We start from the raw sequence: 14,098 nt of genomic DNA, 5'->3' as shown, positions 1-14,098 counted from the left end.
GTGAAAGCCAACATGCATAACCCCTGCGCCGTCATCCCGGTCTACAACCACGAAACCGCCATCACCACCGTGGTCGACGCCCTGCTCGCCAGTCATCTGCCGTGCATTCTGGTGGACGACGCCAGCGATAAATCCTGCGCCGACGTCCTGGATCAACTGGCCCTGCGCGACGATGTTCACCTGATCCGCCTCGCCACCAATCAGGGCAAGGGCGGCGCAGTGATGACCGGTATGCGCGAAGCGTCGCGCCTGGGTTTCAGCCATGCCTTGCAGGTGGATGCCGATGGCCAGCATGACTTGCAGGACGTCACACGCTTTATCGAACTGTCCCGTGCCCATCCCGACGCCGTGATCTGCGGTTATCCGCAGTACGACGAGAGCGTGCCCAAGGGTCGTTTGTATGCGCGCTACCTGACGCACGTCATGGTCTGGATCAACACCCTGTCGTTGCAGATCCGCGACTCCATGTGCGGTTTCCGCGTCTATCCGTTGCCGCCGACCCTGGCGCTGATCGAGTCGACGAAAATCGGCAAGCGCATGGATTTCGACTCGGACATCCTGGTGCGCCTGGCCTGGCGCAATCTGCCCATGGCGTGGCTGCAAACCAAAGTCCATTACCCGCTGGACGGCGTTTCGCACTTCCGGATGTTCCACGACAACGTACTGATTTCGAGCATGCACACCCGGCTGTTCTTCGGCATGTTGCTGCGTTCGCCCCTGATCCTCTGGCGGCGGTGGCGCACATGAACACAGACAAGCAACACTGGGCCGATCGCGAGGAGCGCGGCAGTTTCTGGCTGATGAAGTTCACCGCGTTCGCCGCCAAAGTGCTCGGTCGGCGTCTGCTGAGCCCGTTGCTGTACGGCATTGTGCTGTACTTTTTCCTGTTCGGCCGCAGCGCTCGCCACAGCGCCTGGCAGTACCAGCAACGGCTGGCTGACTGGAGCGCTCGCCCCGATTTGCGGCCGAACCAGTGGCGGATATTTGGCCAGTTCATGGCGTTCGCCGATTCCATGCTCGACAAGCTCGATGTGTGGAACGGCAAGTTGAGCATCGAACAGATCGAAATCATCGACCCGGCATTGCTGCGCAACCAGTTGCGAGGCACTCGCGGGCAGATGCTGGTGGGCGCGCACCTGGGCAACCTCGAAGTGTGTCGCGCACTGGCGGAGATCGGCGAGAAGGTCACGATGAACGTGCTGGTGCATACCAAGCACGCCGAACATTTCAACCGCTTGCTGGGTGAAGCCGGCGCGACCAATCTGCGCCTGATCCAGGTCAGCGAGCTGGATCCGGTAATCATGCTGCAACTGCATGAACGCCTGGAGCGCGGCGAATGGCTGGCCATCGCCGGCGACCGCGTGCCGCTGCATGGCGGGCGTAGCGTGACCGTGGACTTCCTTGGTTATCCGGCAAAGTTCCCGCAGGGGCCGTGGCTGCTGGCCGGCCTGTTGAAATGCCCGGTCAACCTGCTGATGTGCGTGAAGAAACCCGATGGCGACTATAGGCTGACCATCGAACCCTTCGCTGACGCCATCACCTGGAAGCGCAGCGACCGCGAGCAGGTCATTCATCAGTGGGCTTCCCGCTATGCCGAGCGCCTGAGTCACTATTGCCTCGAAGCCCCTCAACAATGGTTCAACTTTTACCCTTTCTGGAAGACCGATGACGACGCCAACGCTTGAGCCGGTAACCTTCGGCGAACTCCCTTTGCGCATCGAAGACGTGCTGGCCCTGGCCAACCGTCAGGTGCCGACGCAGTTGCAAGGCGACCCCGAGTTCCGTCGGCGCATCGCCAAGGGTGCGCAATTCCTCGATTCCCTGCTGGACAAGGAAGGCGTGATCTATGGCGTGACCACCGGGTACGGCGACTCCTGCGTGGTGGCGGTGCCGCTGCATCACGTCGAAGCGCTGCCGCGTCATCTGTACACCTTCCATGGTTGCGGGCTGGGCAAACTGCTCGATGCCCAGGCCACTCGCGCCGTGCTGGCGGCGCGCTTGCAGTCGCTGTGCCACGGCGTGTCCGGCGTTCGGGTGGAATTGCTGGAGCGCCTGCAAGCGTTCCTCGAACACGACATCCTGCCGCTGATTCCGGAAGAAGGCTCCGTAGGCGCCAGCGGTGACTTGACGCCGTTGTCCTATGTGGCCGCGACCCTGTCCGGCGAGCGCGAAGTGATGTTCCACGGCGAACGCCGTCAAGCCGCCGACGTGCATCGTGAACTTGGTTGGCAGCCGCTGGTGCTGCGGCCCAAAGAAGCCCTGGCCCTGATGAACGGCACCGCCGTCATGACCGGCCTCGCTTGCCTGGCCTACGCCCGTGCTGACTACCTGCTGCAACTGGCCACGCGCATCACCGCGCTGAACGTGGTCGCCCTGCAAGGCAACCCGGAGCATTTCGACGAACGCCTGTTCGCCGCCAAGCCACACCCCGGGCAGATGCAAGTGGCCGCGTGGCTGCGCAAGGACCTGGCGATCGACGCGCCAACCGCACCGCTGCATCGCCTGCAGGACCGCTATTCCCTGCGCTGCGCGCCCCACGTCCTCGGCGTGCTGGCCGACAGCCTGAACTGGCTGCGCTCGTTCATTGAGATCGAACTCAACAGCGCCAACGACAACCCGATCATCGATGCCGAGGCCGAACGCGTACTGCACGGCGGGCACTTCTACGGCGGCCACATCGCGTTCGCCATGGACAGCTTGAAAAACCTCGTGGCCAACGTCGCCGACCTGTTGGATCGACAACTCGCGCTGCTGGTGGACGAGCGTTACAACCACGGCCTGCCGAGCAACCTGTCCGGCGCCAGCGCCGACCGCGCGATGCTCAACCACGGCTTCAAGGCCGTGCAGATCGGCACCAGCGCCTGGACCGCCGAAGCCTTGAAAAACACCATGCCGGCCAGCGTGTTCTCGCGCTCCACCGAGTGCCACAACCAGGACAAGGTGAGCATGGGCACCATCGCCGCCCGCGATGCCATTCGCGTACTGGAACTGACCGAACAGGTGGCCGCCGCCACGCTACTGGCCGCCAACCAGGGCGTCTGGCTGCGCGCCCAGGCCGAAGGCGCCCGGCCGTTGCCGCCGGCCCTGGCAGCCATGCACGAAGCACTGGCCCAGGACTTCCCACCGGTCATCGAGGACCGCGCGTTGGAAGGTGAATTGCGCCTGTGCCTGCAACGTATCGCTGAACAACACTGGAGGCTGCATGCGTAGCAAGGGAGTGCTTCACACCGATACGGAAATCCTCGTGCCGTTCTTTGACGTCGACAGCATGAACGTCGTCTGGCACGGCCACTACGTCAAATACCTGGAAGTCGCCCGCTGCGCCTTGCTCGACAAGATCGGCCACAACTACAGCGCCATGTCCGACTCGGGCTATGCCTGGCCGGTGATCGACCTGCAGTTGCGCTACGTGCGCGGCGCGGTATTCGGCCAGAAGCTGAACGTGCGGGCCAATCTGGTGGAGTGGGAGAACCGTCTGAAGATCAACTACCTGATCAGCGACCTGGAAACCGGCGAACGCTTGACCCGCGCCGTTTCCGTGCAGGTGGCCGTCAGCATGCACAACCGCGAAATGCAGCTGGCCTCGCCCAAGGTGTTCACCGACGCTGTCGAGAGGATGCTGGCATGATTTTCTGCCTCCCCCGTTCCCCTGCAGGAGCGAGCCTGTCGAATCGTCGCACCGTCGCGATGGTCGCTGACGATGACGCTGGGCACCTGACACTCCGCGACGCTCTCAGGTATTTCGCGAGCAAGCTCGCGCCTGTGGTGTTCTGCATGTTGCTGGGCATTCCGGGGCTGGCCAACGCCTTCGACCTGCAACAGCTCAGCGATCAACTGGCCAGGCCCGACGTCATCCACGGCAACTTCATCCAGGAAAAACACCTGCGCGCCCTGCCCCAGCCGCTGACCAGCAAGGGCACCTTTGTCCTGGCGAAAAACCACGGTCTGTTGTGGCTGCTCAAAACGCCGCTGCAACAGGATTACCGCATCACCGACCAAGGCATTGCCCGGCGCGATGCCAGCGGTTGGCAGATGTTGCCGGGCAAGAGCGCCGGGGCCGAGCAGAACCGTCTGTTCCTCGCTGTTCTGCAAGGCGATAGCAGCGGGCTGCAACGGGATTTCGAACTGTCACTGAGCGGCGAAGCGCAGGACTGGCGGCTGACGCTGGTGCCGCGCTCGATGCTGCTCAAGCAGGTGTTCACCCAGATCAACATCATCGGCGGCGAACTGGTGCACAGCATCGAGCTGCTGGAAACCCAGGGCGACAGCACCTTGTTGCGCATGCAGGACAGCACCAGCGCCCAACCGTTGAGTGACGCGGAGCAACACGACTTTGCCGAGTGAACGCGCGCTTCCCCGGCTGTTCCTGATCCTGCTGCTGGCGGTACTGGCACTCGCCGGCTGGCAATGGCGTAACGGTGCACCGCTGTCGGCCAACCTGATGGAACTGGTGCCCGGCACGACGCCGGACGCGCTGGAACTGCGCGCTGAACAACGTATGCAGGAACCGCTGAACCGCGAGATGCTGGTGCTGGTCGGCCATACCGACCGCCAACAAGCCATCGCCATGGCGCACAAACTGGGCGATCAATGGCAGGCCAGCGGGCTGTTCGAGAAGGTCCAGTGGAACCTGCAAGCCGACTTGCCGGCCTTGCGCACGCAACTGCTGCAAGGCCGACTGGCGATGCTGTCGGCAACGGATCGCCAGCAATTGATCGAACATCCGGACGCTTTTATCCAGCAGCGGGTGCAAGCACTGTTCGACCCGTTCACCGGTTTCAGCCTGGTGTCGAGCCAGGACGACTGGCTCGGCCTGACCGGGCGCATCCAGAACAGCCAGCCGCAGCACGGTTCGGTGCAACTGGACATCGGCAGCGGTGCCTTGATCGCCGATGCCGATGGCAAAAGCTGGGTGCTGCTGCGCGCGCGAACCACCGGCAACGCCTTCGACATGAACCTGCCGCTGCAAGTGGCCGACCTGCTCCAGCACAGTCGTGAACAAGCGGCCGAGTCTGACGTGCAACTGCTCGCGGCCAGCGGCTTGCTGTACGCCGCCAGCGGGCAACGACAAGCCGCCCGAGAGATGACCTGGGTCGGCGGCGGTGCCACGGTGGGGATTCTGTTGCTGCTGTTGCTGGCCTTCCGCCGCTGGCGCGTGTTGCTGGCATTTTTTCCGGTGCTGGTGGGCATGCTGTTCGGCGCGGTGGCTTGCGTGACGGTGTTCGGCCACATGCATGTGATGACGCTGGTGCTGGGTTCGAGTCTGATCGGCGTGGCGGTCGACTACCCACTGCATTACCTGTCCAAAAGCTGGAGCCTGAAACCCTGGCACAGTTGGCCGGCCCTGCGCCTGACCTTGCCCGGCTTGACCCTGAGCCTGATCACCAGCGCCATCGGCTACCTGGCCCTGGCCTGGACGCCATTTCCGGCGCTGACGCAGATCGCGGTGTTCTCTGCGGCGGGTCTGCTGGGGGCCTATTTGTCCGCCGTGTGCCTGCTGCCGGCGTTGCTCAAGGGTGTGGATCTGCGTCCGGCGCAATGGCCGCTGCGGGTTTGCGAGTTTTTGCTGGGGGTACGTGAAGCGTTGCTCCAGCGCCTGCGCACGCCCGTGCTGTTTGCACTGCTGATTGCCTTCTGCGTCGGCGGCCTGTTGCACCTCGGGACCCGCAATGACATTCGCCAATGGGTCGGCACACCGCAGCAATTGACTGACGAAGCCCAGACCATTGCCCGCATCACCGGCTATCAGCCCACCAGTCAGTTCTTCCTGGTGCGCGCCGCCAATCAACAGGAATTGCTCGAACGCCAGACCGCCCTGAGCGAACGCCTGGATCAGCTGATCAACCTGAATAAGCTTCAGGGTTACCTGTCACTCACCCAACTGGTGAGCCCGCCGAGTGAACAGCACCGGGTGCGCGAAGCATTGAGCACCTTGCCGGGCGTCTGGCAGCCGCTGCTCGACGTCGGCGTGCCGGCCGAGGCGCTGCAAGCGGAGCTGAAAACCTTGCAGGCGCTGCCTGTCGAAGACATCGACGCGGCGCTGGCCGGCCCCCTGGCCGAACCCTATCGGGCGCTGTGGCTGGGGCCGACCGATGATGGCGTGGCGGCGATGGTCAGCCTGCAAGGCCTGAACAACCCGTCACTGCTGCGCATCCAGGCACTGGACCTGCCAGGGGTGCAGTTGGTCGACCGGCTCGGTGAACTGAACGACCTTTTCGCCGCCACCCAGATCAGTGCCGCCGAACTGAAACTCGCCTCATGCGCGCTGATTGTGCTGGTGCTGATGCTGCCGTTTGGCCTCGGCGGTGCGTTGCGCATTGTCTCCCTGCCACTGCTGGCGGCACTGTGCAGCCTCGCCAGCCTCGGTTGGCTGGGGCAGCCGTTGACCCTGTTCAGCCTGTTCGGCCTGCTGCTGGTGACGGCCATCAGCGTCGATTACGCGATCCTCATGCGTGAGCAGGTCGGCGGCGCCGCCGTGAGCCTGCTGGGCACTCTGCTGGCGGCGCTGACCACCTGGTTGTCGTTCGGCCTGCTGGCGGTGTCGAGCACGCCAGCGGTGAGCAACTTCGGTCTGTCGGTCAGCCTGGGCCTGATCTTCAGCTTCATGCTCGCCCCCTGGGCCGGAAAACACAGGCCATCGCCCACCCTTGAGGAGCCGGCACCATGATGGTCGCGTTGTTTTGGGCGATGGCCCTGGCGTTGTTTGCCGTGGCGACCCGACTGGGCCGGCATCTGGGCTTGATCCCGATCGTCAGCCAGTTATTGCTGGCAACCGTTGGCCTGCCGCTGCTGATGTATTTCTGGATCAAACCCCACTGGCAGTTGAGCGGTGCGGCGCTGGTGTCGCCGATCTGGCTGAAGAACCTCTACAGCCTGAGTTTCGCGCTGCTGCTGGGCTACATCCTCAGTGACGTGATCGACCTGCACCTGGATCGCCAGAGCCTGAAAATCGCCCTGCCGAGTTTCTGCATTCCGTTTGCCTGCGGCCTGGCCGCGGCGTTCTGGCTGCTGCCACCGCAGCCGTGGATCAGCTCGCTGGCGGTTGGCCTGTTGTTCGCCATTACCGCGATTCCGGTGTTGTACCTGTACCTTCGGCATATCAATTACCCGCCTGCCGCCACCCGGCGCCTGGTGCAGACAGCGATCCTCATCGACCTCACTTGCTGGACCTTGTTCGCCATCGCCCAGGGCACGCTGCACCTGAGCAGTTTGCTGCTGCCGCTGGCCGGCGCCTGTCTGCCGGTGCTGCTGCGCCTGCTCGGCCTGCGCCAGGCGTGGCTGTACAGCGGGTGTTTTTTCGCGCTGCTGGTGGTGGCCGAACACTACAAGCTCAATGCGTTGATTTTCGGTATCGGTTATCTGCTGCTCATGGCCGCCCTGAAGGCACCGCTGATACTGCCGTTTCCGGTGCGCTGGATGATTTTTCTGCAGACGTACATCGCCATCCCGCTGATCCTCACGTTCGGCATCGTGCAGATCAATGTGCACAGCGCCATGGACAGTCTTGGCTGGGTGCAACTGGCAGCCCTGCTGCTGTTACCGATTGCCAGCAAAATGCTCGGCAACTGGCTCGGCCTCGGCTGGGCCGGTGCTTCGTTCCAGGGCGCCAGCCGCTGGCGGGAAAGCGTGTTGCTGAACATTCGCGGCTTGAGTGAGATCGTGTTTCTCAACTTGCTGTTGCAACAACAGCTCATCGGCCCGGCGCTGTACTTTGCGCTGATGCTGATGGGCCTGATCGCGACACTGCTGCCGGCACTGGCCGGCATGCACCGGATTCCCCTGAAAGCTGCCGCCTCGGCAAGGAGCCCCCATGCCCACCGTTGAAATGGAACGTCGCCAGATTGTGGTCATCGGCGCAGGCCCTTCGGGTGCCATCGCCGCCGCGCTGCTCAAACGCCAGGGTCATGATGTGCTGGTGATCGAGCGTCAGCATTTCCCACGCTTTTCCATCGGCGAAAGCCTGTTGGCGCACTGTCTGGACTTCGTCGAAGAGGCGGGCATGCTGGACGCCGTCAATGCGGCGGGGTTCCAGGTGAAAACCGGCGCTGCGTTTGCCTGGGGCGAGCGTTACAGCGCGTTCGATTTCGGTGACACCTTTACCCAGGGCAAGCCGACGACCTTCCAGGTCCAGCGCGCCGACTTCGACAAACTGCTGGCCGATCAGGCCGCGCTGCAAGGCGTGGAAATCCGCTACGGCGAAGCCATCGTCAGTGTCGAGGTCGATCTGCCGCACCCGCAGCTCGGCGTGCGTCGCGAGGACGGCAGCGAATACCGCATCAAGGCTGACTTCATGCTCGACGCCAGCGGTTACGGTCGTGTGCTGCCGCGCTTGCTCGACCTCGAAGCGCCGTCGAATTTCCCGGTGCGCCAGGCGGTGTTCACCCATATCGAAGACGGCATCGACAGCCCGACCTTCGACCGCACCAAGATCCTCGTCACCACTCATCCCGACAAACGCGATGTCTGGTTCTGGACCATCCCGTTCAGCAACGGTCGCTGCTCGGTTGGCGTGGTCGCTGCCGCGGAGCATTTCGAGGGCCGTACCGATAACCTGGACGATTGCCTGCGCGGTTTCATTGCCGAGACGCCCAGCCTGTCCGGTGTGCTGAACAACGCGGTGTGGGATACGCCCGCGCGGTCCATCGGCGGCTACTCGGCCAACGTCAAAAGCCTGCACGGTCCGGGCTTTGCGTTGCTGGGCAATGCCGCAGAGTTCCTCGACCCGGTGTTTTCGTCCGGCGTGACCATTGCCATGCGTTCGGCGAGCATGGCCGCCGGCGTCCTGCACCGGCAGTTGCAAGGTGAAACCGTCGACTGGGAAAAGGAATTCGCCAAGCCGCTCAAGCGCGGGGTCGATACCTTTCGTTGCTACGTCGAAGGCTGGTACGCCGGGACCTTCCAGGACGTGATTTACCACGAGGGCAGCGCCGGGGAGATCCGCCGCATGATCAGCTCGATTCTGGCCGGCTACGCCTGGGACGAGCGCAACCCGTTCGTCAGCGAAGCCAAACGCCGCCTGAAAGTGATTTCCCAACTCTGCGCACGGGATGCGACATGAGCTACTTGAGCGACAACTACGTCGAAGAAACCCGTTTCGGCCTGTGGTTCCTGCGCAGCTACACCTGGCAGTACCGCGTGCTGCGCGTGGCGATCGACGATTTGCGCAGCCTGTTCAGCGAGGCGCTGCCGAGCCATCCGGTGCTGCTGGACGCGGGCTGCGGTCAAGGCAAGTCGTTCAAGTACCTGCAGCAGACTTTCATGCCCGAACGTCTGATTGGCGTGGACGCCGACCCCCACAGCCTGAACCAGAGCCGTGAAGAAGCGGTCTATCAGGGTATTGCCGTGGAGTTGATCGGCAGCGACTGCGCCACCCTTGCCGTACCGGACGCCAGCGTCGACCTGCTGTTCTGTCACCAGACGTTCCATCATCTGGTGGAACAGGAAAAGGCACTGGCCGAGTTCTACCGCGTGCTCAAGCCGGGCGGCTACCTGATGTTCGCCGAATCCACCGAGGCTTACATTGATACCTGGGTGATTCGCTGGTTGTTCCGGCATCCGATGCACGTGCAAAAAAGTGCCGAGCAGTATCTGGAGATGATCCGAGGCCAGGGTTTTGAATTCGGTCCGCAGAATGTGTCTTATCCGTACCTCTGGTGGAGCCGCGCCAAGGATTTCGGTCTGCTGGAACGCTTGGGCCTGTGCCAGCCAAAACCCTTTGGCCAACGGGAAGAAACCCTGGTCAACGTGGTGGCGCGCAAACCGTTGAAAGGTGGAGTTTGATGTTCACCATCCGTCACTCAGAACGCATGACCTGTGGGAGCGAGCCTGCTCGCGATAGCGGTGGATCAGTCACCCTGAATGCCGACTGTAATGCCGTCATCGCGAGCAGGCTCGCTCCCACAGGGATAGCGGGTGTTCTGCGATTTCTGCTGTTTGCCGCGGCCCTGCTGCTGAGCGCTTGCGCCAGCCAGCCGCCGCTGCCCGAGCAAACTCCGAACCTGTCGCTGCCGCTGCAACTGCATATCCAGCGCCTGCAGGCCGAACAACGCCAGGACTGGGTGCTGGTGATCCAGCGTGAAGGCCCGGGCATCCGCTGGTCGATGATGGACCTGCTGGGCATCCCGCAGGCACGTCAGAAGCTGGTCGACGGAACCTGGCACGCCGACGGCCTGCTGCCGCCCAACCCCGAAGCCCGGGAGCTGTTCGCGGCGCTGCTGTTTGCCCTGACGCCCAAGGACGAGTTACAGGGCAACTATCCCGCTGCCTGGCAACATGGCACGCAACGCTCCCTGCCCGAACGCTGGGACGTTCGTTATTCACAACCGATGAGCTTTGAATTGAACCTGCCCAAAGGCCCGAAATACCAAGTCACGCCCCTGAGCGGGGAGGCACCATGACCGCCTACCTGAATGCCCTCGGCGTGATCTGCGCCCTGGGCCGCGACAAGCAGGAAGTCGCGCGTAACCTGTTTGCCGGCGATTGCTCCGGCATGCGCAGCGAAGCCGGCTGGGTACCGGAACGGTCGTTGCCGGTAGGCGCGGTTGCAGGCGAGCTGGCGGCGATTCCACCCGAGTTGATCCGGCAACGCAGCCGCAACAACCAATTGCTGCTGGAAGCCGCCCTGCAAATTCGCCCGGACATCGACCGCGCGATCCAGACCTACGGCCGCGACCGCATCGGCATCGTGCTGGGCACCAGCACCTCGGGCATCGACGAAGCCAGCCAGAGCCTGAGCCATTACATTCGCGAGCAGCAGTTCCCGGCCGACTACGACTACCAGCAACAGGAACTCGGTGCACCGGCCAATTTCCTCGCCGACTGGCTGCAGGTGAGTGGGCCGGCCTACGTGATTTCCACGGCCTGCACCTCCAGCGCCCGTGCCCTGATGAGCGCCGAGCGTCTGCTGGACCTGGGTGTGTGCGACGTGGTGCTGTGCGGTGGCGTCGACACCCTCTGCAAGCTGACCCTCAACGGTTTCTCGGCGCTGGAAGCGGTGTCCGGGCAGCGCTGCAACCCGTTTTCGCGCAACCGCAACGGCATCAACATCGGCGAAGCCGCCGTGCTGTTCCTGATGAGCAAGCAGCCCGGCGACGGTCAAGCGATTGCCCTGCTGGGCAGCGGCGCCAGCTCGGACGCGCATCACATTTCCGCACCGGAACCGAGCGGCCGTGGAGCTCAGGAAGCGATGCGCAAAGCCTTGAATCGCGCCGGACTGCAACCGCAACAGATCGGCTACCTGAACCTGCACGGCACCGCCACCCCACACAACGACGCCATGGAAAGCCATGCCGTCGCGGCCGTGTTCCCTGAAGGGGTGCCCTGCTCTTCGACCAAACCCATGACCGGCCACACCCTCGGTGCCGCCGGGGCGCTGGAAGCGGCGTTCTGCTGGTTGAGCCTGAGCACCGGCAATAAAGAACACGCCCTGCCGCCGCACGTCTGGGATGGCCAGGCGGACCCTGAACTGCCCACCCTGAATTGGGTGACCCCGGCCACGCGCCTGACGTCCACTGGTCCCCGCTACCTGATGAGCAATTCCTTCGCTTTCGGTGGTAATAACGTCAGCCTGATTATCGGAGACGCCCCATGATTGACTGGCCGCTCGCCGAACTGCTGCCCCACGCTGGCGACATGATCCTCATCGAGCAGATCCTGGCGTTCGATGAAGAGCAGATCCACACCCGTCTCACCGTCAGGCCCGATGGCCTGTTCAGCCAACCGGACGGCAGCCTGCCAGCCTGGGTCGGCATCGAACTGATGGCCCAGAGCGTCGCCGCCTTCGCCGGTTGCCATGCGCGCCAGCGCGGCGATGCCATAGCGCTCGGTTTCCTGCTCGGCAGTCGTAAATTCGAATGCAACGTCGAAAGCTTTCCGGCCGGCACCGAGCTGACCATCCACGGCCTCCGCTCGCTCGAAGACGATAACGGCATGGGCGTGTTCGAATGCCACATCAATGCGCCGGGCATTCACGCCACCGCCCGTCTGAACGTGTATCGCCCGCCCCAGCCGACTCAATATCTTTCCGAGCCCGAAGGCTCGTCACAAGGAACACAACCATGACTGAATCCGTACTGGTCACCGGTTCCAGCCGTGGTATCGGCCGCGCCATCGCCCTGCGCCTGGCCCAGGCCGGGCACGATATCGTGTTGCATTGCCGCAGCGGCCTGGCAGACGCCGAAGCCGTGAAGGCCGACATCGAAGCCTTGGGGCGCCAGGCCCGTGTCCTGCAATTCGACGTGGCCGACCGCGCCCGCTGCAAAGCCATCCTTGAAGCCGACGTCGAGGCCCACGGCGCCTATTACGGCGTGGTGCTCAACGCCGGCCTGACGCGCGACGGTGCTTTTCCGGCCCTGAGCGAGGATGATTGGGATGTGGTGATGCGCACCAACCTCGACGGTTTCTACAACGTTCTGCACCCGGTGATGATGCCGATGATCCGTCGTCGCGCCGCCGGGCGAATTGTCTGCATTACCTCGGTGTCCGGGCTGATCGGCAACCGTGGCCAGGTTAACTACAGCGCCTCGAAGGCCGGCTTGATCGGTGCGGCGAAGGCGTTGGCGATCGAGTTGGGCAAGCGCAAAATCACCGTCAACTGTGTCGCACCCGGCCTGATCGACACAGCCATGCTCGATGAAAACGTGCCGGTGGAAGAACTGATGAAAATGATCCCTGCTCAACGCATGGGCACCCCTGAAGAGGTGGCCGGTGCGGTGAATTTCCTGATGTCGGCGGAAGCCTCGTACATCACCCGGCAGGTTCTGGCCGTCAACGGAGGCCTGTGCTGATGAAGCGCGTCGTCGTCACCGGCATGGCCGGCATCACGTCCCTGGGCAGCGATTGGGAAACCATCGTCGGCCACTTCGCGGCCAACCGCAGCGGCATCCGTCGCATGGATGAATGGGATCGCTTTACCGAACTCAACACCCGTCTGGCCGGCCCCATCGACGACTTCAAGGTGCCAAGCCACTGGACGCGCAAGCAACTGCGCAGCATGGGCCGGGTGTCGCGGCTTGCGGTGGGTGCGGCGGAGATGGCGCTGGCCGACGCCGGGCTGTTGGGCGATGAATCGATCAAGGACGGACGCATGGGCGTGGCCTGCGGCTCATCGACCGGCAGCACCGACGAGATCAAAGCGTTCGGCAACATGCTGCTCAACTCGGTCGCCGAGGGCCTGAACGCCAACTCCTACGTGCGGATGATGCCGCACACCACGGCCGCCAATATCAGCATTTTCTTCGGCCTCACCGGCCGCCTGATCCCGACGTCCAGCGCCTGCACCAGCGGCAGCCAGGGCATCGGCTATGCCTACGAGGCGATCAAGTTCGGCCGCCTGCCATTGATGCTGGCCGGTGGCGCCGAAGAACTGTGCCCGACCGAAGCCATGGTCTTCGATGCGCTCTACGCCACCAGCCTGAAAAACGACGCCCCGCAAACCAGCCCACGCCCCTACGACAAGGGGCGCGATGGCCTGGTGATCGGTGAAGGTGGCGGCATGCTGGTGCTCGAAGAACTCGAACACGCCCTGGCCCGTGGCGCGCACATCCATGCCGAGATCGTCGGTTTCGGCAGCAACGCCGACGGCCAGCACACCACCCGTCCGGAGCTAGTCACCATGCGCCGGGCCATGGAACTGGCGCTGGAAGACGCCGGACTCAAGCCGTCGGACATCGGCTACGTCAACGGCCACGGCACCGCCACCGAACAGGGCGACATCGCCGAAACCCTGGCCACCAGCAGCCTGTTCGGCGAGCACATGCCGATCAGCTCGCAAAAAAGCTTCCTCGGCCACACCCTCGGCGCCTGCGGCGCACTGGAATCCTGGTTCAGCATCGAAATGATGAACCGCGACCTGTACGTCCACACCCTCAACCTCGACGAAGTCGACCCGCACTGCGGCAAACTGGATTACCTGCGCGGCGAGTTTCGGCAGATGAGCAACCAGTACGTGATGAACAACAACTTTGCGTTTGGCGGGGTGAATACTTCGTTGATTTTCAAGCGCTGGGCGTAAGCAGCCCACCTGTAGGAGCGAGCCGGCTCCGGGCGGCTCGTTCCTACAAAGGTTTTCGCTTCCCCGCATGTTCAGGGTGGATCGAGT

At 63.4% G+C, this 14,098-nt stretch carries 14 protein-coding genes; all 14 read left to right on the top strand.

Features of this window, described 5'->3' with window-relative positions; genetic code table 11:
• Positions 1 to 12 precede the first annotated feature (12 nt).
• The 14 genes from ACX3YD_RS18195 to ACX3YD_RS18130 are packed head-to-tail and all read left to right on the top strand — an operon-like array spanning position 13 to position 14,011.
• Positions 13 to 747, top strand: coding sequence for a glycosyltransferase family 2 protein (locus ACX3YD_RS18195; protein WP_103404526.1), 735 nt, complete (start codon positions 13 to 15; stop codon positions 745 to 747).
• A complete protein-coding gene (locus ACX3YD_RS18190; protein ID WP_458960671.1) occupies positions 744 to 1,685 on the top strand; it encodes an LpxL/LpxP family acyltransferase in 942 nt (313 codons plus the stop codon). The genes ACX3YD_RS18195 and ACX3YD_RS18190 overlap by 4 nt, the downstream gene beginning before the upstream one ends.
• Positions 1,666 to 3,210, top strand: coding sequence for an HAL/PAL/TAL family ammonia-lyase (locus ACX3YD_RS18185; RefSeq protein ID WP_458960670.1), 1,545 nt, complete (start codon positions 1,666 to 1,668; stop codon positions 3,208 to 3,210). The genes ACX3YD_RS18190 and ACX3YD_RS18185 overlap by 20 nt, the downstream gene beginning before the upstream one ends.
• Positions 3,203 to 3,628, top strand: a complete 426-nt coding sequence (locus tag ACX3YD_RS18180) for an acyl-CoA thioesterase (protein ID WP_458960669.1) — start codon at positions 3,203 to 3,205, stop codon at positions 3,626 to 3,628. The genes ACX3YD_RS18185 and ACX3YD_RS18180 overlap by 8 nt, the downstream gene beginning before the upstream one ends.
• The gene (locus tag ACX3YD_RS18175; RefSeq protein WP_458960668.1) at positions 3,625 to 4,344 is read left to right on the top strand and encodes an outer membrane lipoprotein carrier protein LolA; all 720 of its coding nucleotides are present in this window, start codon (positions 3,625 to 3,627) and stop codon (positions 4,342 to 4,344) included. The genes ACX3YD_RS18180 and ACX3YD_RS18175 overlap by 4 nt, the downstream gene beginning before the upstream one ends.
• Positions 4,334 to 6,667, top strand: a complete 2,334-nt coding sequence (locus ACX3YD_RS18170) for an MMPL family transporter (RefSeq protein WP_458960667.1) — start codon at positions 4,334 to 4,336, stop codon at positions 6,665 to 6,667. Before ACX3YD_RS18175 ends, ACX3YD_RS18170 begins: the two co-directional genes overlap by 11 nt.
• On the top strand, positions 6,664 to 7,824 hold the full coding sequence (locus ACX3YD_RS18165; RefSeq protein WP_458960666.1) for a sodium:proton antiporter: 1,161 nt from the start codon (positions 6,664 to 6,666) through the stop codon (positions 7,822 to 7,824). The genes ACX3YD_RS18170 and ACX3YD_RS18165 overlap by 4 nt, the downstream gene beginning before the upstream one ends.
• Positions 7,811 to 9,058 (top strand): NAD(P)/FAD-dependent oxidoreductase, encoded by a 1,248-nt coding sequence (locus ACX3YD_RS18160; protein WP_458960665.1) that lies wholly within the window; start codon positions 7,811 to 7,813, stop codon positions 9,056 to 9,058. Before ACX3YD_RS18165 ends, ACX3YD_RS18160 begins: the two co-directional genes overlap by 14 nt.
• Entirely contained in the window at positions 9,055 to 9,780 is a 726-nt protein-coding gene (locus tag ACX3YD_RS18155) for a class I SAM-dependent methyltransferase (protein ID WP_103404499.1), read from the top strand. Before ACX3YD_RS18160 ends, ACX3YD_RS18155 begins: the two co-directional genes overlap by 4 nt.
• A complete protein-coding gene (locus ACX3YD_RS18150; protein ID WP_458960664.1) occupies positions 9,780 to 10,397 on the top strand; it encodes a hypothetical protein in 618 nt (205 codons plus the stop codon). The genes ACX3YD_RS18155 and ACX3YD_RS18150 overlap by 1 nt, the downstream gene beginning before the upstream one ends.
• Positions 10,394 to 11,590 (top strand): beta-ketoacyl-[acyl-carrier-protein] synthase family protein, encoded by a 1,197-nt coding sequence (locus ACX3YD_RS18145; protein WP_458960663.1) that lies wholly within the window; start codon positions 10,394 to 10,396, stop codon positions 11,588 to 11,590. Before ACX3YD_RS18150 ends, ACX3YD_RS18145 begins: the two co-directional genes overlap by 4 nt.
• Complete coding sequence (locus tag ACX3YD_RS18140) at positions 11,587 to 12,060, top strand: hotdog family protein (protein WP_458960662.1); 474 nt, start codon at positions 11,587 to 11,589, stop codon at positions 12,058 to 12,060. Before ACX3YD_RS18145 ends, ACX3YD_RS18140 begins: the two co-directional genes overlap by 4 nt.
• On the top strand, positions 12,057 to 12,785 hold the full coding sequence (gene fabG / locus ACX3YD_RS18135; RefSeq protein WP_458960661.1) for a 3-oxoacyl-ACP reductase FabG: 729 nt from the start codon (positions 12,057 to 12,059) through the stop codon (positions 12,783 to 12,785). The genes ACX3YD_RS18140 and fabG overlap by 4 nt, the downstream gene beginning before the upstream one ends.
• On the top strand, positions 12,785 to 14,011 hold the full coding sequence (locus tag ACX3YD_RS18130; RefSeq protein WP_103404496.1) for a beta-ketoacyl-ACP synthase: 1,227 nt from the start codon (positions 12,785 to 12,787) through the stop codon (positions 14,009 to 14,011). The genes fabG and ACX3YD_RS18130 overlap by 1 nt, the downstream gene beginning before the upstream one ends.
• Positions 14,012 to 14,098 lie beyond the last annotated feature (87 nt).

The organism is Pseudomonas fluorescens group sp. PF-1, assembly GCF_054481335.1.
Note: the sequence above shows the minus strand (reverse complement) of the source record. Positions and strands in the feature narration are given on the sequence as shown.